The 20,227-nt window shown below is 71.7% G+C and carries 19 protein-coding genes; 7 read left to right on the top strand and 12 right to left on the bottom strand.

Features of this window, described 5'->3' with window-relative positions:
• Positions 1-9: 9 nt before the first annotated feature.
• The gene (locus AB0447_RS26980) at positions 10-693 is read right to left on the bottom strand and encodes a UdgX family uracil-DNA binding protein (protein WP_366479383.1); all 684 of its coding nucleotides are present in this window, start codon (positions 691-693) and stop codon (positions 10-12) included.
• A 238-nt stretch (positions 694-931) separates the two neighbouring features.
• On the opposite strand from AB0447_RS26980, the gene AB0447_RS26975 reads away from it, so the two are divergent.
• The 3 genes from AB0447_RS26975 to AB0447_RS26965 all read left to right on the top strand — a co-directional run bounded on the left by AB0447_RS26975 (position 932) and on the right by AB0447_RS26965 (position 2,756).
• A complete protein-coding gene (locus tag AB0447_RS26975) occupies positions 932-1,510 on the top strand; it encodes a DinB family protein (RefSeq protein ID WP_366479382.1) in 579 nt (192 codons plus the stop codon).
• A gap of 102 nt (positions 1,511-1,612) precedes the next feature.
• Positions 1,613-2,269, top strand: a complete 657-nt coding sequence (locus AB0447_RS26970; protein ID WP_366479381.1) for a DUF5701 family protein — start codon at positions 1,613-1,615, stop codon at positions 2,267-2,269.
• Between the two features lie 124 nt (positions 2,270-2,393).
• Positions 2,394-2,756, top strand: coding sequence for a hypothetical protein (locus tag AB0447_RS26965; RefSeq protein ID WP_366479380.1), 363 nt, complete (start codon positions 2,394-2,396; stop codon positions 2,754-2,756).
• Positions 2,757-2,893: 137 nt separating this feature from the next.
• Here the strand turns inward: AB0447_RS26965 and AB0447_RS26960 are convergent, their stop codons facing one another.
• The 6 genes from AB0447_RS26960 to AB0447_RS26935 are packed head-to-tail and all read right to left on the bottom strand — an operon-like array spanning position 2,894 to position 9,202.
• Positions 2,894-3,805: an SDR family oxidoreductase gene (locus AB0447_RS26960; RefSeq protein WP_366479379.1), complete on the bottom strand. Its 912-nt coding sequence runs from the start codon at positions 3,803-3,805 to the stop codon at positions 2,894-2,896.
• Complete coding sequence (locus AB0447_RS26955; RefSeq protein ID WP_366479378.1) at positions 3,795-4,493, bottom strand: helix-turn-helix domain-containing protein; 699 nt, start codon at positions 4,491-4,493, stop codon at positions 3,795-3,797. The genes AB0447_RS26960 and AB0447_RS26955 overlap by 11 nt, the downstream gene beginning before the upstream one ends.
• A gap of 24 nt (positions 4,494-4,517) precedes the next feature.
• A complete protein-coding gene (locus tag AB0447_RS26950) occupies positions 4,518-4,982 on the bottom strand; it encodes a VOC family protein (RefSeq protein WP_366479377.1) in 465 nt (154 codons plus the stop codon).
• Complete coding sequence (locus tag AB0447_RS26945) at positions 4,979-5,566, bottom strand: DinB family protein (protein WP_366479376.1); 588 nt, start codon at positions 5,564-5,566, stop codon at positions 4,979-4,981. The genes AB0447_RS26950 and AB0447_RS26945 overlap by 4 nt, the downstream gene beginning before the upstream one ends.
• A 49-nt stretch (positions 5,567-5,615) precedes the next feature.
• Positions 5,616-7,331: an ABC transporter ATP-binding protein gene (locus AB0447_RS26940; protein WP_366479375.1), complete on the bottom strand. Its 1,716-nt coding sequence runs from the start codon at positions 7,329-7,331 to the stop codon at positions 5,616-5,618.
• Positions 7,328-9,202 (bottom strand): ABC transporter ATP-binding protein, encoded by a 1,875-nt coding sequence (locus AB0447_RS26935; protein WP_366479374.1) that lies wholly within the window; start codon positions 9,200-9,202, stop codon positions 7,328-7,330. Before AB0447_RS26935 ends, AB0447_RS26940 begins: the two co-directional genes overlap by 4 nt.
• Positions 9,203-9,367: 165 nt before the next feature.
• On the opposite strand from AB0447_RS26935, the gene AB0447_RS26930 reads away from it, so the two are divergent.
• A complete protein-coding gene (locus tag AB0447_RS26930) occupies positions 9,368-10,048 on the top strand; it encodes a TetR/AcrR family transcriptional regulator (protein WP_366479373.1) in 681 nt (226 codons plus the stop codon).
• A gap of 123 nt (positions 10,049-10,171) precedes the next feature.
• On the opposite strand, the gene AB0447_RS26925 is transcribed toward AB0447_RS26930, so the two are convergent.
• Entirely contained in the window at positions 10,172-10,906 is a 735-nt protein-coding gene (locus tag AB0447_RS26925; protein WP_366479372.1) for an SOS response-associated peptidase, read from the bottom strand.
• A 254-nt stretch (positions 10,907-11,160) separates the two neighbouring features.
• Here AB0447_RS26925 and AB0447_RS26920 point away from each other — a divergent pair, with 254 nt between their 5' ends.
• Positions 11,161-11,901 carry a class I SAM-dependent methyltransferase gene (locus AB0447_RS26920; protein ID WP_366479434.1) on the top strand — a complete coding sequence of 247 codons (741 nt, stop codon included), beginning with the start codon at positions 11,161-11,163 and terminating at the stop codon, positions 11,899-11,901.
• Positions 11,902-12,028: 127 nt separating this feature from the next.
• Here the strand turns inward: AB0447_RS26920 and AB0447_RS26915 are convergent, their stop codons facing one another.
• The gene (locus AB0447_RS26915; RefSeq protein WP_366479433.1) at positions 12,029-13,579 is read right to left on the bottom strand and encodes an alpha/beta hydrolase; all 1,551 of its coding nucleotides are present in this window, start codon (positions 13,577-13,579) and stop codon (positions 12,029-12,031) included.
• Between the two features lie 449 nt (positions 13,580-14,028).
• Here AB0447_RS26915 and thpR point away from each other — a divergent pair, with 449 nt between their 5' ends.
• Together thpR and AB0447_RS26905 are read left to right on the top strand one after the other, a co-directional pair.
• Positions 14,029-14,613: an RNA 2',3'-cyclic phosphodiesterase gene (thpR, locus tag AB0447_RS26910; protein WP_366479371.1), complete on the top strand. Its 585-nt coding sequence runs from the start codon at positions 14,029-14,031 to the stop codon at positions 14,611-14,613.
• 113 nt (positions 14,614-14,726) lie between these two features.
• On the top strand, positions 14,727-15,344 hold the full coding sequence (locus AB0447_RS26905; protein WP_366479370.1) for a GNAT family N-acetyltransferase: 618 nt from the start codon (positions 14,727-14,729) through the stop codon (positions 15,342-15,344).
• A gap of 146 nt (positions 15,345-15,490) precedes the next feature.
• On the opposite strand, the gene AB0447_RS26900 is transcribed toward AB0447_RS26905, so the two are convergent.
• The 3 genes from AB0447_RS26900 to AB0447_RS26890 form a co-directional block, all read right to left on the bottom strand.
• A complete protein-coding gene (locus AB0447_RS26900; RefSeq protein WP_366479368.1) occupies positions 15,491-16,132 on the bottom strand; it encodes a class I SAM-dependent methyltransferase in 642 nt (213 codons plus the stop codon).
• 62 nt (positions 16,133-16,194) lie between these two features.
• Positions 16,195-16,560: an isomerase gene (locus AB0447_RS26895; protein ID WP_366479367.1), complete on the bottom strand. Its 366-nt coding sequence runs from the start codon at positions 16,558-16,560 to the stop codon at positions 16,195-16,197.
• An 89-nt stretch (positions 16,561-16,649) separates the two neighbouring features.
• The gene (locus AB0447_RS26890; protein ID WP_366479366.1) at positions 16,650-20,048 is read right to left on the bottom strand and encodes a hypothetical protein; all 3,399 of its coding nucleotides are present in this window, start codon (positions 20,046-20,048) and stop codon (positions 16,650-16,652) included.
• Between the last annotated feature and the right edge of the window lie 179 nt (positions 20,049-20,227).

The raw sequence follows: 20,227 nt of genomic DNA, 5'->3' as shown, positions 1-20,227 counted from the left end.
ATGAGGCGGTTATTCCAGCGCGGTGGCGGCCACGGACAGGTCCGCGACCAGGCCCCGGAAGGCCGCCTCCCGGTCGTCGGCCCGCAGGACGGCCGACGGATGGACCGTCGCCAGCAGCTGTCCGTGCCCCGCGCCCGGCTCCCCGCCGTCCAGCGCGGGCATCGGAAGCAGAACGCCCCGCTGCTCCCCCACCCGGAACGACGACCCGAGCAGCGCCTTGCCTGCCGTACCCCCCAACACCACCAGCACTTCGGGGGCGACCAGCCGCAGCTCCTCCGCGAGCCAGGGCCGGCAGGCGGTCATCTCCCGCAGGCTCGGCGCCTTGTGGATGCGGCGCTTGCCGTGCGGGGCGGCCGTGAACTTGAAGTGTTTGACCGCGTTGGTGAGGTAGGTGTCCTCGTCACCGAGCCCGGCCTCGTCGAGCGCCCTGCGCAGCAGCTGTCCCGCAGGGCCCACGAACGGTTCGCCCTGCCGGTCCTCCTGGTCGCCCGGCTGCTCTCCGACCAGCATCAGCCGCGCGCGGGCCGGCCCCTTGCCGAAGACGGTCTGGGTGGCGTCCTGGAACAGCGGACAGCCCCTGCAGTCGGCCGCCGCCCGCCGCAGACCCGTCAGGCCGCCCCGGGAGGGCAGATAGGGGCTCGCGTCGTACTCCTGCCCGGCGGCGGCCCGGCCGGCGCTCGCGCTCGTGTCCATGGCCACCACCTCCGTACCGTCCGCCGGGGCCTGGGGCTTTGGACTTTGGTCCGCCCTGCGTTCGTGACCGCAGGGCGGCAGTCGGCTTCTGCCCTGCGAGCACGAACCCAAACGGGGCGGGCCGACGCCCCGGGCGAGACCCATCCGCCCGGGCGCCACCGGCCCGTGACCGCCGCGAGCGGACGCGGATGATCAATATTCGGTGGCGGGCGGTGTTGATGGGCGCGAGGCTGCGCGCATGGACTCAGGTGAACGCATCAACGAACAAGCGGTGACCCGGTGGACGCAGTCGACCATCCACCGCGACATGTGGGTCGATCCGGACAACGACCCGCGCGAGTCCGATGCCGAGGCCGGCGGTGAACGCGGCGCGCTGCTCGACGGCCTGCGTCGCCACCGCCTCACCCTGGAAATGAAATGCGCGGGCCTGGACGCCGAACAGATGGCCCTGCGTTCCGTACCACCGTCCACGATGTCCCTGCTCGGGCTCGTGCGGCACATGGCCGAGGACGAACGGCACTTTCGCCGGCTGGCCGGCGAGGACTCGCCCAGGATCTACCGCACCGCCGAAGACCGCGACGGCGACTGGAACGGCGCGACCGCCGACCCGGCGGTCGTGGAGGACGCCTGGCGCCAGTGGCGGGCCGAGATGGAACTGACCGACCGGTTCATAGCCGGGTTCGCCGACCTCGGCACCCCACCCGGTGGGGACGCGCAGCTTCGCGAGATCCTGGTGATGCAGATCGCGGAGTACGCGCGGCACTCCGGCCACGCCGACCTCCTTCGCGAGCGGATCGACGGCCGAGTAGGCCAATGACCGCGGCTTCGTCTGCCGAGGTGCCGCCGCACCGGGAACGTTCCGGCAGGCCGCTTGGTTGAGCCCAGGTCCATTGCTCCAAGCCGCGAACCGAGGAGTACGTTGCCCGACATCTCATCCACCGCCACCGTCCCCTCTCTCCCGCCGCTCGCCGCCCAGGCGGAACGCCTGATCGAGCTCGGGGTGCATGAGCTGGCGGGTGTACCCGCCGACGAGCTGCGCGCTTTCGCCGAGACTGCCGGGCAGGGAGACGACGACGCCCTGCTCGCCGTCCACCCGGACCGCGCCCCCGCCTCCGCCCTCGCACCGCTGCTCCGCCACGAGGGCAAGGCCGGCTTCGTCGTCACCGACATGCCCGACGTCGACGGCTTCGCCCCGTACACCGTCGAGCTGCCCGACGCCCCCCTCTACGTCGTCACCGGCCTCGACCGCGGCGACCACATGGCCAACTGGAGCCCGGACGAGGCACTGCCCGCCCTCACCAAGGAGGACCGCACCCCGCTGCTGCTCGCCGAAGGCATCCACTGGGTGCTCCAGCAGCCGGCGGTCCTCGAACGCAACCACTGCTTCATGACCATCGGCTCCCGGCTGCGCAAGTCGAACGGCACCCTGGACGCCCGCACCCCGGCGATCTGGATCAGCAACGGCACGGGGCGGGACGGCCGCGAGCGCCGCAACGCCCCGAAGGTCGGCTGGTGCTGGTGGGGCAACCGGCACACCTGGCTGGGCTTCGGCTCCGCGACGGGCCGCAGCCACTAGGGGCGTTGCAGGAGGCTCGACTCGGGGGTATTTGCGGAAGATCGTATTCAGCCGTGCCGGAGCCCGTGGGCCCCTACGATCACTTGCGGGCTACACGAAATCGCCACCGCCACGGAGGGGAACCATGTCAGGAATTTCACGGCGCTCACTGCTGGGGTACTCGGGAACGGCCGCGGCAGGAGCGGCGCTCGCCTCCGCCGGCTCGGCCCACGCGGCGGACGCCGGGGCCACCGGAGCCGACGCAACGCAGGGAACCCAGGCCGCGCCCACGTTCCCCGCCGGGACCCAGTTCAAAGGCAGAACCGCCCTCCCCGGCGGCGAAGGCGAACTGGTGATCACCTTCAGCGTATCGACCATGGACGCCCCCGCCACGCACAACGTACCGCCCATCGACATAGCCAACGCCCTGACCAAGCTGGCCGAGGCCCGCGGCTGGTCGCCCATCACCTTCTACGGCACGCCCGCGCCGGCCCCGCTCACCCCCTGACCACCCGCCGGGGCGGACGGACCCATGCCGGCCGCCCCGGCGCATCGTCAGGGGGATGGTCGGTGGCGTAGTCCTCGGACAGGTCGCCGACGAAGTCCCGCTCACCGTCGCCGCGAAGGCTCAGGAGAACCGCTGTGTCACAGGGGATCTCCGAGGGGTCCGTACTTCTCTTCCAGGTTCTTGGCCCAGTGGGCGGCGAAGTCCGGTCGTGTGCCGTCGACGTCGGTGAACCCGTACTCCCGGTACAGGCCCCAGGTGGCCAGTGCCCGGCCGGACTTGGCCATGATGTGGGGGTCGGCGGCCAGCGCGGCGACGGCCCGGCCCAGGTAGGCCGGGGTCTCGGAGTGAGCGAAGTCGGGGTCCTGGGCCGCGCCGTCGCGCCAGTTGGCCTCGGTGACACCGAACTGCTCCAGCATGGCCTCCGAGCGCAGAAAGCCGGGCGTGATCGCCACGGCCGCGACGCCGTGCGGCTTCAGCTCGGCCGCCTGCGCGACGGCGAGACGGATCACGGCGGACTTCGCCAGGTCGTAGAAGAACGAGCCGCGGTAGCGGGCGGTGTTGCCGTCGGTGACCTCCACGACCAGGCCGCTCCTGCGGGCCACCATCAGCGGCAGCGCGAACCGGCTGGTGATCACATGGGTCTCCACCGCCTGCCGCATCAGCCGGAGCCCGGTCTCCAGGTCCTGCTCCCACAGCGGGTGCTCCCAGTCGGTCAGCGGGTCTCCGCCCCACACGGAGTTGACCAGGACGTCGAGCCGGCCGTCCTGTTCCGCGGCGATCCGGTCCACCAGGGCCCGGACCTCCTCGGGACGGCTGTGGTCCGTGCGGACGGCAATGCCGAGGCCGCCGGCGGCGGTGACCTTCTCGGCGGTCTCCTCGATGGTCTCCGGGCGGTCCAGGCCGGAGTGTCCGGCAGCGCTGCTGCGGCCGGTCACGTACACCGTCGCACCGGCGGCGCCGAGCTCGACCGCGATGCCCCGTCCGCCGCCCCGGGTGCCGCCGGCGACCAAGGCCACCTTCCCGGCCAGCGGGCGTACGTCAGTCGTCATGATTCCTCCGGGTCGCGGATGTGGCGGGGTGGGGTGCGACGTGCGGGGACAGCACGGTGTCGAGCTCCTGCCGGAGCCGCTGTTCGAGGGTGCCTCGGCGTTCGAGGGCCCAGGTCAGACCCGCACCGGCAGTGATCGCCTGCACGGTGCCGGCCAGCGCCGCGACATCCGTCCCGGCGCGAAGCTCGCCGGCAGCGGCCGCCTCCGCCAGAAGTTCCTCGATCGCCCGTTTCTGGGCCTGGTGAACGGCCAGGGCACGCTCGTAGAGCTGCGGATCGGCCAGGTCCATGCACAAGAACGCCAGGTGGTTGGCATAGCTTTCCGGCGTGGCCATCGCAGCCGCCGATTCCGCTGTCAGCGCCGCCAGGGCCCCGAGTGCCGATCCGTGCGACCGGCGGACCCGCCCGGCCAGCTCGCTCGCCTCCCGTGCGGACAGATCGGCGAGTGCCAGGAGCAGACCGTGTTTGGACCCGAACCGCTGTACCAGGGTGCCCGGCACCAGCCCCACCTCACGCGCCACGGCAGCCAATGTGAGCCCACCAGGACCCACCCGGCCCATGACCTCGGCCGCCGCGCGCAGGATCACCGCATCCTCGACGCCTCGGGGACGTGCCAACTCCACCACCCCCTCGTTAATGAATGCCTGTTCATTTATTAAACCGCCCCTCTCCCCCGGAGCCAAGCTCACGCGACTACAGCGGAGCCGCATCCGTCAGCCCAAGCAGAACTCGTTGCCCTCGGGATCGGTCATCACGATGAAGCCGGTGTCCATCGGGGGAGCGGGCTCGAAGCGACGTACCCGCGTCGCTCCCAGCGCGAGGAGCCGGGTGCACTCGGCCTCCAGCGCCGCCATCCGCTCCTCCTCCCCCTCCAGTCCGGGACCCACACGGACGTCGAGGTGGACGCGGTTCTTGGCGACCTTCTCCTCCGGCACCTGCTGGAAGAACACCCGTGGTCCTTGCCCGTCCGGGTCCTCGATGGCCGACCGCGAGTTGCGCTCTTCCTGCGGTACGCCGATCCGCGCCAGGAAGTCGTCCCACGCGGCACGCGGGTCGGCGCCCTCTGGCAGATCGACTCCGGGCGGAGCGGGGTGGACGTAACCCAGTACGTCGCGCCAGAAGGACGACAGTGCCCACGGGTCGTGGGCGTCGAAGGTGACCTGGAAGTGGCGGCTCATGGGGTCGCTCCGTTCGTCGCGCGTTTCGTGTGCAGGTAGAGGTCGCGCAGCAGGCATACCTCGGACAGGTGGTGGATCAGCTCGCGGTGGATGTGCAGTACCAGGTCGGCCATGGGCAGTTCGGGGTAGGGCTCCTTCGCGCCGACCGGGACCCGGAGCCCGGCCTCGCCGAGGCCTCGCAGCCCGGCCTGCCAGACGTCGAGCTGGGCCTGGAGCTGGTCGAGTGCGGCGGCCGCGCTGCCGGCGTACTCCCAGCTCTCGTACGACGCGGCGGGCGCGCCGAAGTGCGCCGCGTTGCGCGCGGCGAGTACGCCGACGATGACGTGACCCAGTCGCCAGGCGATCGTGGTGAAGGGTGCGGGGACCGGCTCGGGGAAGGCGTAGTCGATCGTGAAGTCCCCGCCACCGACCTGCACGGGCGCCGTCGAGGTGCCGCGAGGCCGCACGCTCCAGGCCTCGGGCACCGGCGACCAGAAGTACTCCTCGTCGGTGAGGCCCTCGAGCCGGGCTCTGAGCTGATGGTTCCAGTGGAACTCCCACTGCTCGCGCAGCGTCCTGTTCCAGTCGAATACGCCTCCAGTCATGGAGCCACCCTGACACCATTTACGGACGGATCCGGCGATCCGTGCCGAGTTATTCGCTCGCTGCCGGTGTCAGGGAAATGTTCCGGAATTCGGCGTAGCGGCCGCCGCGGCGCAGCAGTGCGTCGTGGCTGCCTTCCTCCACGATCCGGCCGGCGTCCAGGAAGACGACGCGATCGGCGCGTCGGACGGTCCGCATGCGATGCGCGACCATCACCACCGTCCGGCCGGCCATCAGGCGCTCGATGCCCTCGTGGACGGCTGCCTCGTTCACCGGGTCCAGTGCGGAGGTCACCTCGTCCAGCAGCACGATGGGCGCATCCTTGAGCAGCGCTCGCGCGATCGAGACGCGCTGGCGTTCACCGCCCGACAGCAGTGCGCCGCCCTCCCCCACATGCGCCGACCATCCGCCGGGCAGTCGCTCGATCACCTCGTCCAATCGCGCCGCCGTCGCTGCCGCCCGTACCTCGGCCTCGTCGGCGTCGGGGCGGCCGAGCCGCACGTTCTCCTCGATCGTGCCGTCGAAGAGATAGACGTCCTGGAAGACGATGGCGAATTGAGCCATCAGCACGTCCGAGTCGATCGCGCGTACGTCCACGCCCCCCACACGTACCGCGCCCGCGTCCACGTCGTAGAACCGCGCGAGCAACTGCAGCAGTGTGCTCTTGCCGGAACCCGACGGTCCTACAACGGCAAGCCGCTGTCCTTCCGGCAAGGACAACGACAGGTTGTCGATGACCGTGCGGTCGCCGTGCCGGAAGGTGACGGACTCGAACTCCAGGTCATGGCGGACCGGCTGGACCGGTTCGGGAGCCTCCGGCAGCGGCTCGGTGCTCAATACCGCGTCGAGTCTCGCCAGCTCGTAGCGTGCGCCGCGGATCTGGCCACCGATGTCCGCCAGCGACAGCAGCGGATCCGCGCAGCGGGCGGCCAGCACCAGGATCGCCAGGACCTCCGCCGCGCCGATGTTCCCGCCGAGCGCGAGGTAGGCGCCCAGGGCCAGCACAACGGTGAACGTCGTCTGTACCGCAAGCGTCAAACCCACCACGCCGGGCAGCGCCGACAGCGTGGAACGGCGGGACGTGCGCTGGACTTCCCGTAGCGAGTCGTCGAGCACCCGGAAGCGTTCGACGGTCCGGCCGCCGGCGCGCAGCACCGGCTGGGCCTGGAGGTATTCGATGACCCGCCCGGTGGCCTCGTGGTCGCGTTCGTGGCGTTCCGCGTCGGTGGCGGCCATCGAGCGGCCCGTCCGGATCTGGATCGCCGCCACGATCGGTACGGCGGCCAACGCGGCCAGGCCCATCTGCCAGTTGTAGGCGAGCATGACGGCAACGATCGTCAGGGGGGTCACGCAGGCGGAGATGAACGGTGCCAGCAGATGCGCGATCACGCTCATCGCCTGGAGGACGCCGCGGCTGGCCAGGACGGACACTTCCCCGAGGCGGCCAGCGTCGTACCAGCCGATGGGCAGTCGGGCCAGATGATCGCCGAGACGGTGGTACGTGCCGCGCAACAGCGTGGTTCCGGCCCGGAATCCGGACCGGTCGCTGACGTAACGCAGTGCCGCGTAGACCCCGACCGCGGCCCCGAAGGCGATCAGCCAGGGCCAGGCGTCTTCGGGCGTACTCCCGAACAGTGCCCGCAGCACGGGAACCAGCAGTGCGTAGGACAGACCCTCGACCACCGCGGTGGTCGTCATCAGGGTCACGGTACGGCGCACCGGCCGGGCGTATTCGTGGCCCAGCACGCGCAGCAGCATTCGGATCATCGGGGCTCGCCTCCTTGCGGTACGTCTCCGTGGGTTTCGGTCCGGTCGGCGATCACCGATCGTTGGGATTGCCAGAACGCGGCGAACTTTCCGTTCCGCGCCAGCAGTTCGGCCGGATTGCCGCGCTCGACGATGGACCCGTTGTCCAGCATCACGACGGTGTCGGCGTCGGCGATCGTCTCCAGGCGGTGGGCGATGACCAGGATCGTCCGGTCACCTTCCAGCGTCGCCAGTGCCCGGCGCACCGCCTGTTCGGTCTGCGGGTCCGCGAAAGCGGTCGCCTCGTCGAGCACGAGAACGGGCGCGTGGGCGAGCAGGGCGCGGGCGAGCGCGATCCGCTGCGCCTCGCCACCCGACAGGCCGGCGTCTGCACCGATCACCGACTCGTATCCGCGGGGCAGCTCGAGGATCCGGTCGTGGATGTTCGCCAGCCGGGCGGCGCGCACCACGTCGTCGAGGTCGGCGTGCGGTACCGCCAGCGCGATGTTGTCCGCGACCGAGGCGCGCAGCAGGCGGACGTCCTGGAAGACGAAGGAGACCGTCCGGTAGAGCTCGCGGCTGCCGAGCTCGCGCAGGTCGACACCGCCCAGGGTCACCGAACCGTGGGTCGGGTCGAAGAACCGCGGCAACAGCTGGACCAGCGTGGACTTTCCGCTTCCCGACGGCCCGACGAGCGCGGTGGTCGTCCCCGGTTCGAGTACCAGGTCGACGCCGCGCAGGACCTCGTGATCGGCTTCGTAGCCGAATCGAACGCCACGCAGTTCCACCCGGTGGCCCTGTGGTGCGACCGGGTGCGCGGGCTCCGGCAGCGGCCGCACCGCGAGCACCTCCCGGATCCGGCCGACCGCGCGCCGGGCGGCCTGCATGTCGTCGAAGCCGTGGCCGAGGGCCGCCACGGGAGCGGTCAGGCCCAGTCCGAGCAGCAGGAAGGGCAGCAGGTCGGCCGGTGCCATGCCGCCGGTGGTGATCAGGGCCGTACCGCCGATCAGGACGACCAACAGCACGAACGGCGGCGACAGCGCCACCTGCATCCCGGCGGCGATCCCGGCGAGACCGCGCACCATCCGGAAGAAGCTGCCGACGAAATCGTCCACCGCCGTGAGGAACCTGCGGTGGGCGCGCCCGGATCCGCCGAACGCCTTGACCACCGAGATGCCCTGGACGAACTCGACGACGGAACTCGAGATCCGTCCCATGGCGGCGTCGAACTCCTCCTGCTCGCGCAGCCGGGTCGGGGTCATCATCAGGGGGACCAGCGCCACTGCCAGCACGACCGGTATCAGCGTGATCAGTGTGAGCCGCCAGTCGATGGTGAACAGGTAGATCAGCGACGCCAGCGGAACCACGAAGGCGGAGACGAGCTCGCCGGGGGTGTGGGCGATGAACGGGTGCACGGCGCTGACGTCCTCCCCCACCACCTTTGCCAGCTCGCCGGTCCGGCGCCGGGAGAACCAGCCGATCGGTACGCGCCCCAGCTGCACGGCCAGTTGTCGGCGGAACGTCAGTTGCACCTGGCCGTCGACGACGTGCCCGATTCCTGACGACGCGGCCGTGAACAGCAGTCGGAGGAACAAGCCGGCCGCACCCGCGATCACGACGATCCGGACATGACCGTGGTCGATGGGGCCGGGCGCCAGCAGAGTGCGCCCCAGTTCGACGACGGCCAGCAGCGGCATCAGACCCGCGAGGGCTCCGATGACCTGCAGGATCACAACGGCGGCGAAACTCAGGTAATAGGGGCGCAGCAGCCCCGCCAGGTTCTGTCCTGCCGGGTTCTGTCCCGGTCCCGCCAGGTTATGTCCCGCCGCGGAACCGGCATCGGGTTGCGGTGTGGACTGCTCCCTCGCCTTGGCGAGGTCGGTGGTGGTCATGGTCCTCCTGTCGCGGCGCAGTCGTCATCACGAACTCCCTTGCCGGCGCTGCCGTTTAACTTTTCGAACACGTTCCGAAAGTAGCATGAGGCAGGCCGCCGTGAACACGAAGGCCGAACCCGCACCCGTTTCGAGGCGGAGGACGGCGGGCGGCATGATGGGACGATGTCCCGAGCGCCCGCACCGCACGGCCGCACCGGCCGGCCACCCCTGACCTCCCGCGCGCAGATCCTGGTGGCCGCCCGTCGGCTCATCGACCAGGACGGCTGGGAGAAGCTGACGATCCGCCGCCTGGCCGCCGAGATCGGCATCGGGGCGACGACCCTGTACCACCACATCCGGAACAAGGACGACCTGCTGCTCCTCCTGCTCAATCGCCACATCCAGCAGATCGAACGCCCCCAACTGCCCAGTGACCCACGGGAGCGCATCGTCACGGCCGCCACCGCGATGCACGACGCCCTCGCGGCCTGGCCATGGGCCGCGGAGGTCCTCTCGGCCGACGGTTTCGTCGGCCTCCTCGACGAATCGGCGATGTGGATGGTCGAAGCCATCGTGGCCGGGGCCGGCGACCACGGATGCACAACCGAGCAGAGCGTCGACGTCTTCCGCAGCATCTGGTACTTCACCGTCGGCGAGGTCCTCGTCCGCGCACACTCCGCCCGCCGACGGGACGAAGGCCGGCCCTTCGCCTACCGCGACGACCTGGACCCGTCCCAGGTGCCGCACCTGGCCGCCATCGGCGTCCAGTGGGCCGCGCTGGCCGCACGGGACATCTACCCCCAGGGACTCCGCACGTTCGTCGACGGGCTGCTCGCACGAGCCACCGACCGCGGCGTCGGCTGAGCGCCGGCTGTCAGGGGCGGGCGTCGGCTGTCAGGGGCGGGCGCCGGTGCGCGGCGTACCCGTACGCAACGCACCCGTACGCGACGTACCCGTACCGCATGGCCCGACGCCGCCGGCCGGGCCCTACGCGGTGGCGGGGTCCAGGAGGTGGGGGCCGTTGTTGCGGACGCTGTTGACGGCCGTGGACACCGGCGTGACCGCGAGGCGGCCCCCGGCGGGTGTGTGGAGGAGGGCGCGGAGGTGGTCGGTGGCGTGGTGGGCGGGGTCGAGCCAGGTGTCGTAGTCGCCGGGATCGAGGGCCAGGGGCATGCGGGGGTGGATCCGGCCGGCTGCGTCGGTGGCCTCGGTGGTGATGATCGTGGCCGTCGTCAGCCACGCCGCCGGGTCGTCGTCGTCCTTCACGGATGGATCGCGCCAGAACTCGTACAGGCCGGCCATCGCCATCACGTCCTGGTCCTCGGGGCGGATGAAGTACGGCTGCTTGTACGCCTTCCCCTCGGCGCTGGCAGGCACCGCGACCCATTCGTAGAAGCCGTCCGCCGGCAGCAGGCACCGCCGCCGGGTGAACGCTTTTCGGTAGGCCGGCTTCTCGTGCACGGTCTCCACCCGGGCGTTGATCATCCGCGACCCCACCGACGGGTCCTTCGCCCAGGACGGCACCAGCCCCCAGCGCACCGGCCGCAGCCGCCGGGCCACCTCCCCCGTGTCACGGTCGGCCCGCTCCAGGACCGCCCACACGTCATCGGTCGGGGCCACGTTCCACGAGGGCCCCAACACCTCCCGGCCGGGATCCAGGCGCGCGTCGAACCGGCCCGCGAGATCCTCGGGGGCCCGGGATGAGGCATAACGGCCGCACATGACTCCCACTCTCCCACTTCACCCCACCTGCCGGGTGGAACACCGACCACATGAATACCGCGGCGGACTCTCGAGCCCCTCGGGGCCGCGCAGGCCGCCTGTACAGGAGGCCGGGACCACGTCCGGATCTTTGTGGGTTCTGCCAGTACGAAGGTCCGTCCGGGTCCGTAGAGACTGCCAGCCAGAGGCCGCAGCGTGTCCCGGAGACGGAGAGCCGAGGCCGGAACATGACCACACACGGGGAGGGCAGCACCATGAGCGTGCAGCAGTACGACGAGATCGGTGAGGCGTACGAGGGCTTCAAGGCCCTGCCGTTGGAGCAGTACGCAGTGATACCCGGCTTCCTGGCCATGGTCGGGGACGTGCGCGGCAAGTCGGTCCTCGACCTGGCCTCCGGTACCGGCTTCTACAGCAGGGAGTTCAAGCGGCGCGGCGCCACGGACGTGCTCGGAGTCGACATCTCCGGTGAAATGATCGCCGTGGCCCAGGCGTTGGAGGAGCGCGATCCGCTGGGTGTGCGCTACGAGGTGGGCGATGCGTCCGAACTGCGGCCCCTCGAGCAGCGTTTCGACGTCGCCGTGGCAGTTCAGCTGCTCAACTACGCGGAGGACATCGCCACCACGGAGCGGATGTGCCGCAACGTGCACCGGAGCATGGAGCCGGGCGGCGAGTTCTTCCTGCTCAACCAGTCGCCCGACTACCGCTTCGACGGGCCCACTCCGGAAAAGTACGGCTTTCGCACGGAGCTGACCGGCGAGGAGGCCGAGACCGGACCCCGAGTCCGGACCACGGCGCTGCTCGACCCGCCGATCTCGTTCGTCGCCAACCGCCCGCGCCGCGAGGTCTACGAGAACTGTCTGCGTGCGGCCGGATTCAGCGAGGTGACCTGGGTCCCGCTGACGGTGACCGACGCCGGCCTGAGCACGTTCGGTGCGGACTTCTGGGCGGACTTCTACGCCAACCCCCCGCTGGAGATGCTGCGCTGCCGCGCCTGACGACCGACGGGACATGCCGGCTGCCCGGCCTGCCCGACCCGCGGCGGCCGGAGTCTCATCTGCGCTTCCGCGCTTGACCCGGCCCACCTGGCGGGCAGCGACGGGATCGTGTCCGTCAAGGACGTCCTCAGGGCACGATCTCGAACTTCGGCGCCTTGAGGCCGGAGAGGCATCCGGTCTTCGGAGCGGTCGGATCGTCGAAGAAGGAGACGGCGATCTCCTGGGCGCACTTCGACGTGGCGAACACCACGTGCGGCTCGTAGGGGACCGTGACGACCTTGGCCTTGCTCAGCGTACGGGCGACGTACGGCCCGTTGTCCGCCCCGGTCTGCGAGTCGAAGCTGCCCGACAGGGCGAGGGTGGGCACGTCTCCGCGCGTGACGTCCCGGATCGAGCGGGGCGCTGCGGGGACGTTCCAGACGTCGCAGTCCGGGCGGAGGAACGTGAGCTGCGGGGCCTGGGCCTGCACCGAGCGGGGGAACGACGGGAACGTTTCCTGTCCGCCCCGGAGCGCCTCTTCCTGGCTTTCGTACGGCGTCCACTCGCTGCAGAAGACGCCGTAGACGAGACCGTGCGCGACCCTGCCCATGGCCTGGGGGCTGAGCTTGCCGCCCGCCCACTGCCGGGCGATCCGCTGCGGCTTGCCGTTGGCCAGCTCGTCGATGGCGGCGGGTACCTGGGGCGCCACATGGGTGGCGGAGGTCATCCAGTTCACCAGGGCTCCGCCGTCCAGCACGACCTTCACCGGCTTGTCGTTGCCGGGGAGCGTGACGGTGGTGGTGACCGGCTTGGCTTCGAGGTCGCTCACGAGCTTGTCGAAGGTGGCCGACAGGTTGGGGTAGCGCTTGTTGCACGCCGGCTGGTCCGCGCAGGCCTTGAACAGGCCGTCGAAGCCCTGCCGGGCGCTGCTCCAGGTCAGGGCCGACCCGCCCTTGGACGGCGGCAGTATGCCGTCGAGGCCCACCGAGCGGAGCCCGTCGGCGTGCAGGCGCATGTAGACCAGTGCCAGGTGGGTGCCGTAGGAGATGGCGTACAGGTTCCACTGCTCGATGCCGAGCGCGGTGCGCAGGTCCTCGTAGTCGGCGGCGCTCTCGATGTCGTTGTAGGCGCCGAGGTCGATCCCGCGGCCCGCCAGCTGGTCGCGGCAGGCCTTCGTGGCCTCGACGTGCAGGCGCTCGGTGGACGGAGCGTCGTAGACGAGTCCGACCGCGCGTGCGTTGAACCGGTCGATGTTGGGGCAGAGGAGCGTCGGGTCGGCCGAATACGTACCGCGCTGGGACATGAGGATCACGTCACGGTCGCGGTTCAGGCCGCCGTCGATCGCCATCTTGGCCTCCCCCACCGCGTCGTCTCCGGGTCCGCCCGCGAGCCACACGATGGGGTCGGGTTTCGGTGTGTCGGACGCGGCGGGCACGATCGCGACACCGAGTTTGATCGTTTTGCTGCTTGGTTTGGCGCGGTTCTCGGGCACGGTGAGCGTTCCGCAGCGGGCCCCTTCGAGCGCCTCGACCGGTTCCGGCGTCTTCGGGCAGGGGCCCGGTTCGAAGCCGACCTCGCCCACCGTCCGGGCGACCGTGCCGATCGGCGCCACGGAGCTGGTGCCGGTGCCGGTGCCGGTGCGGGACTGCGCCTGGGCGGGCGCTGTGAGCAGGCCGGTGACGAGGAGGCCGGTCGCCATGCCGGCCGACGTGGCCAGGAGTCGTCGTGCGGTGCGCCGACGACGGGGTGCTGGGTGGAGAGTCATCTGCCCTCCCGGTCATTTCGGGATGATCGTGAACGGTTCGGGCTCGAGATCGTCCACGCAACGGGTACCCAGTGGCCGATTCCGGGGATCTGCACGGCGGTCGAGCCGGACAGCTCACGGACTACGTCCCGCGCCCAACTCGCCCCGGCCATGTGATCCGTTCCTCTGGCGGCATCCATGGCTGCCCAGCCGGACACCGCCGCAGCGGTTTGGGCGTATTGCACCTTATGTGAGGATACCGGGTGGTATATAGGCGTGCACGCGGACACCGGATCGCCGCCCGAGCCCCGAGCCGCCCCCCGAGCCTGGAGAACATGCCTACTACACCCGGGCACGGAACAGAAAGATGACTTGACCATCCGAGGCACGGTACGAAGTCCTTTGTGAACGAACAGATCCAGAACCCGACCGTCCGTGTGTTCATCGCCCTCGCCCCGCCCGACGATGCGAAGGAGGAGCTGGCACACGAGCTGGAGCCCGCCTATCACGCGTACCCGCGCATGCGGTGGAACCGCATCCAGGACTGGCACATCACCCTGGCGTTCCTCGGCGAGCTCCCGGTCACGGCCGTTCCACTGCTGCGGCAGCCGCTCGCGGACCTCGCGGCGATACGCCGGCCCGTCCAGCTGGCAATGCACGGCGGCGGGCACTTCGACGAACGGGTGCTGTGGAGCGGGATCCAAGGGGACCTGGAAGGGCTGCACCTGCTCGCCTCCGAGGTGCGCACCCTGGTCAAGGAGTGCGGTATCGCCTTTGAAGACCGGCCGTTGCGCCCCCATCTGACGCTGGCCCGGTCCCCTCGGAACGATCCGTCCTGCGTGGTAGAGGCCGCCGCCGGGCTCGCCGAGTTCACCGGCCGCCGATGGCACTCCGAACGCCTCCACCTGGTCGGCAGCAACGTGGGCCGCGGCCCGGGGCCGATCCGCTACCGGGACATCGAAGCCTGGCCCTTCGGCGGCGGGGACTGAAGACCCCGGCGCTCGCTGCGGGTACGGGTGCCCGAGCGGCCCCGGGGGCGTCTCATCGGCCTCGTGCGCGCCCGGGGCCCCCGGTCCGCCTGCCGAAGATCATCTGGTGCAGAATGACCCGTATGTCGATAACGAACACTCCGAAAACGGCAACGATCGACGACGCTTCACTGATCGGCCGCACCCTGGCCCGCGCTTTCGACGACGACCCGATGATGCGCTGGTTCTTCCCCGACGACGCCAACCGCGAGGCGGGGCTGGGCCGCTACTTCGCCACGATCTTCAGCCGGCAGTACGTCCACCACGGCGTCTGCGAGCACACCGCGGCGGCGGCTGCCTTCTGGGTGCCGCCGGGCGCACAGGACAAGGCCGTTCCCGACGCGGCGACCGTCGAGGAGCTCGTGGAGATCCTGGGCGACCGGGCTCCGCTGTTCCGGCAGGCCGCGGCGGCGGCCGCCGAGCACGGGCCCCAGGAGCCGCACTGGTACCTGGCCGTGGTCGGCGCAGACCCGGCCGCCCAGGGCCAGGGCCACGGAGCCGCCCTCCTCCGCTCGGGCCTCGCCAAGGCCGACGCGGCTGGCCTGCCGGCCTACCTGGAATCCTCCAAGCCGTCGAACCTCCCCTTCTACGAGCACTTCGGCTTCACGGTGCTCGGCGAGGTCCAACTCCCGGGCGGCGGACCGACCCTGTGGTCGATGCGCCGCGAGCCGCGCCGCCCGGCCGACGCCTGAGGCTCTTCCCCGCCCCCGTGAAGGACCAAGATCCATCTGGTGGGCGAAGTGGGTTGCGGCCTCCGGCCCCTGCTGGTCACGCCCGACCGGCAGGGCGCCGGGCGCCGCCCCCCATCCGATTCCGGCTGACCCGCATGACCTCCGAGTCACTTGCCTGCGCGCATCAGCAGATGACCTCGTCGGAACCGTTCTTCCCCCTGCGGCTCGCGCAGCATCCGGCCGACTTCGACGAAGCCGGCCTCGCCGGCCAGCCCGGCGAGGTCGTCGATCGGCCACCGGTAGGCGGTCAGCACTTTGTGGTCGAACGGCGTGACCGGTTCGCCCTCCGACTCGAAGAAGCCGATCAAGAGGTGGCCGCCAGGCGCCAGTACCCGCCGGAACTCGGCGAAGTACGAGGGCATGTTCCGTGGTGGCGTGTGGATGACGGAGTACCAGGACACGATGCCGTTCAGCTTGCCGTCGGCCAGGTCCAGGGCGTCCATGGAACCGACCTCGAACCTCAGGTCCGGGTATGCCTCGCGGGCGAGATCGATCATCACCGGCGACAGGTCGATCCCGAAGACCTCCAGCCCCAGGTCCCGCAGGTGCGCGGTCACCCATCCGGGGCCGCATCCCAGCTCGGCGACCGGTCCGGCACCGGTGGTGAGCACGAGCTCGGAGAACGCAGCGAACACCGCACGATCCAGCGGAAGGGCGTCGAGCGCGTTGCGGACGAGTTCGGCATAGCGGACGGCAACGGCGTCGTAGGCATCCGTTGCCTCGCGGAGGTACGAGGAAGTCTCGGTCACAGGTGAGGAACCTAGTCGTTGCTCATCGCGCCGGCGTGGGTTGTCGATGCCCACATCCCACGTCACCGGCTCGTGCTGACGTCCTTGCGGTACGCCGCGCCCAGCTCGGTCACGTCCACGGAGCCGTGCACAACGAGGCCGGCGGCACCGGCCGTGTGTTCGCGGAGCAGTTCGAGCGCGGCCCGGCTCAGCTCCGCCTTGATCTCCTCGGTACGACCCGGCAGAAGAGCCAGTTCCACGTGGACGAGGGCATGTTCGGGTGCCCCGTCGGCGACGAAGGTCTCCTCGACGGGGCGGAACCGCGTCTTGCACGTCTCCAGCGGGGTGCTGACCACGTCGGCGGTCAACAGGTGCAGTGCCGACGCGAAGCCGCGGCGGTCGAAGGTGTCGGACAGTGACGCGGAATAGTCGACGGTGATCTGTGGCATCGGGCGCTCCGGGTTCGTGGTTCTGCGGACGGGCGTTCGGCGCCCGCCCGTGTCGTGTCATCGGCCGGGCCGCCAGGGACGGCCCGAGTTCAGTCGGCGGTGAGGTCGATGGCGTACGCCGCCTCGCAGACCTCCGCGTCCCGGTGGCGGCGCAGGGCGCGGACGGCGGTCTTCCAAGGGGTCGGCCAGCTCAGGCCGGGGCCGAGGGCGGCCGTGAGGGCCGCCGCGAACAGGCCGTCGGCCTGGCCGCCGCCGGACAGGGCGCGTACGGCCGCCAGCGCCTGGTCCGGGTGCGGCACCGCGCTGGAGCCGTAGCGGTGCCGCTGGTACAGCTGTTCGGCGCAGCGGCCGGCCAGCGTGGGGCGGTCCGCGACGGCAGCGGTCAGCTCGCGGCAGGCCGCGGTCAGTTCGTGCTCCGGTGCGGCCGGATCGACGGCCTCGACGAGCAGGGAGGCGCGCAGGCCGGTCAGTCGCGGGTCGACGGCCAACTGCCGGGCGAGCGGGGCGCACAGCCGGCGGGGCACCCTCACCATGGACGAGCCGAGGAGGCGCTCCAGTCGGTGGCGGGCGGGCAGGTCGGGTCCTTCGTGGTCGCCGTTCTCCGGTTCGGCGTCGGTCATGGCCGTCAGCAGCCGGGCGACGGTTGCGTGGAGGACGCTGGTGGGGGCTGCTCCGCCCGCGGGGTGGGGCTCGTCCGATCCGGCGATGTCCAGCAGGGCCTTGCCGGCGGACTCCCATCCGAGCGGGGAGGCCAGGTCGGTGACGATGTCCGCGAGCGTCTCGGTGACGGTGGGCGTGTACGTGGCCCAGTCCGCCAGGACCCAGAACACGCTCTGGGTCGTGAAATCGTCGGCGGTGGCGAGCAGGCCGGTGATCAGCCGGCCGTAGCGGGGCCGGTGGGCGGCGGCCACCTCGGCCGGGCCTCGCAGCACGACGCCCCGGGCGCCTTCCGGGCCGTCGGCGACGGCGGACTCCAGCAGGGACCAGGCCTCTTCGGCGGGGAGCAGGGCCGGAGCCAGGGCGACGGCCGCAGTCCGCAGGTCCGGGTGCGCGACGGCGCCGAGGGCCGCCCGCGCGAGGAGCCGCGCGGCGTCGGCCGGCGGGAGGTGGCGGGCGGCGAGCCGCGCCGCCGACTTGCGGACGGTGACCTTCACCCCGCTCTCCCGGGTCAGCAACTCGCGCAGCAGTGCGGTCAGGGCGTCCGGGCGGGCCCGGAGCGCCACCTGGTCGGCGAACGCCCAGAGGGCGGCGGCTTCGTCCTCGCCGGCCCCGTCGTGGAGGAGCCGCAGGGCGGCGTCCGGGCCCTCGACGACGGCAGCGGTCATCAGCGCGGCGGCGTTCACCCCCGGCTCGTCGGCGGCGCCGTACCGCCGGACGAGGTCGTACCCGTACCCCGGGACCGTGGCCGCCTCTCGGAGCAGCGCGGCACGTTCGTCCAGGGATCGGCCGGGGTCGGCGAGGGCCGTTTCGGTCAGGCGTACGGCGGCCCGCTGCTGGCGCGGAAGCCACCGGTCCGCGTGGTGGAAGCGGGGCAGGGCGCGGGGCGTGCCGGGGGTCGGGAAGCGGCCGGTGGGCAGCGGGTCGGCCAGGGCGTGGTCCAGCAGGTCGGTGCGGTCGGCGGCGAGCACGTCGAGGACGGGGGCGAGTCCTGCCGCGGAGGGCTCCCGCTCCAGGAGTACGGCGACGCGATCGGCGCGGGTCGCCGGGTCGGCCAGCCACGCGGCGGCCAGGTCGGCGAACGTACCGTCGGGGCAGCCGAGGAGGGCTTCGGCGAGGCGGTCCTGGAGCTCGGGGATCCGGTGCGCACGGTTGCCGAATGCCTCGACCAGGGCGAGCAGCGGGGCGTGGTCGCCTCGCCCGGCCGCGGTGTCCAGCCAGGGTCGTACGGCCTCGAGCACGGCGCGTTCCCGGCCGTGGCGCAGTGCACGGTCCAGCCGGGCGGGTGCGACCGAGCCGGTGTGGGCGGTGAGCGCCTCCATCAGATGCACGGCGAGGCCGAGCAGCTCCTCGTCGGCGGAAGTGTTGAGGAGGGTGAGGGCGAGGGTGTGGACGGCGGTCCGGGTGGCGGCCGAGCAGTCGCGGGCGCGCAGGGCGTCCAGGCAGAGCCGTTGCAGGTCCTCGCGGCCGGCCCGGCCCGCGGGTCCGGTGAGGGCCGCCGCGAACAGGGGCGCGGGCAGGGCGGCGAAGGCCTCCAGGGCGGACCTGCGGACCGGGTCGCGTTCGTTGCGCAGCCGGCCCGCGGCCAGGTCCAGGACTTCCGCCGGTTCCGCCGGGGCTGCCGCGTACGCGGCGTTGCCTATCAGGTGCTGCCAGGCGGCCGCGCGGTCGTCCGCGTCTCCGGACCCGGCCGCGGCGAGGAGTTCGGGCCGGGCTTCCGCCGGCGGGAGCAGGGCGAGGGTGGACCACAGCTCGAAGGCGGCCCATCGTTCGGTGCGGGCCTGGGCGACCTGGGCCCGGGCCCTGGCGTGCCGTTCGGGCGGTGGCAGCAGCGCCAGTACGGCGTCGGAGGCGGCCGACGGGTCGGCGTGCCGGCCGGCGGCGGCGACCGCGTCGTGGAAGGCCGCCCGGCCTGCCGGCGGCACGGCCCGCAGCATGGTGAGGAACGCGCCCCGCCGGTACCAGCGGGCGGCGAGCCGGTGCAGGGACGGCGGTCCGGCCGCGACCAGCCGGCGTAGCACGGCCGGGGCCGGGGTGCGCTCCCAGCGGGAGCTGTGCCGGTCGGGGTCGGCGAGCCAGCGGCACGTCCGCTCGGCGTCGGCGTCGACCAGGTGGCCGAGCCGGTCGTGCAGGGGATCGGGCAGGTCGCCGGGCCCGTACTTTTCGAGGAGGTCGAGTACCCGGGCCGGGGCGGCCGGCAGGGCTGCCGCGATCCCGTTGGCGTGATGCGGCCACCAGCCGCTGTGCAGCGTGCGGGGCAGTGCGGCGAGGTCGCGTTCGGCCTGGTCGAGTACGGCTGCCGGGTGGCGGCGGGCCAGGAGGCTCCAGCCCTCGAACGCGACGGCACCGGAGAGCTCGGGCAGCATCCGGGCGGTGAACTCGGGGGAACAGCCCGGCAGCAGCAGGGCCGCGTCCCGGTCGCCGCGTTCGGTGCGCAGTCGCACCAGCAGTCGCTCGGCCAGATCGGGGCGGCTGCCGTCGCGAAGCAGCCGGGCCAGGTCGGCGCGGACCACGGCGGGGGCGTGGTCGTAGGCGGCTTCGATGGCCCGGTCGGGTACGGCCGAACTGCGGGCGCCGCGCAGTGCGTAGCGGCGGACGACCGGGTCGGGGTCGGCCAGGCGGGCTGCCAGGTGGCCGGTGTCCGCGCCGGCCAGGGCGGCGAGTGCGGCGAGCCGCCGTTCGTACGGGCCGAGCCGGTCGAGTGCGGTGAGCAGCGGCCGGAGTTCACCGCGGGCGGCCAACCGGTGGGCGGTGACGGCGGTGTGCCGGAGCCGGGCTGCGTGCGGGAGGGAGTCGAGTGCGGAGAGCAGCTCTTCGACGGTGGTGATCATCAGGGTGGATTGTCACAGACACCTGTCCACGGTCCTACCGATTATCGGTGTGGTCGCCGACCGCTCCGCCGGGCTCACGGAACAACGGCCCCGCCATGCCGGGTGGGACGCGGTGGGATCCGGGCCGCCACCCGGCCGCAGACGCCAGCCTGTGGTTCGGCCCGGGCCACCGCGTCGCC

It is taken from the genome of Streptomyces sp. NPDC051211, from assembly GCF_040689505.1.
Lineage (GTDB): Bacteria > Actinomycetota > Actinomycetes > Streptomycetales > Streptomycetaceae > Streptomyces.
Note: the sequence above shows the minus strand (reverse complement) of the source record. Positions and strands in the feature narration are given on the sequence as shown.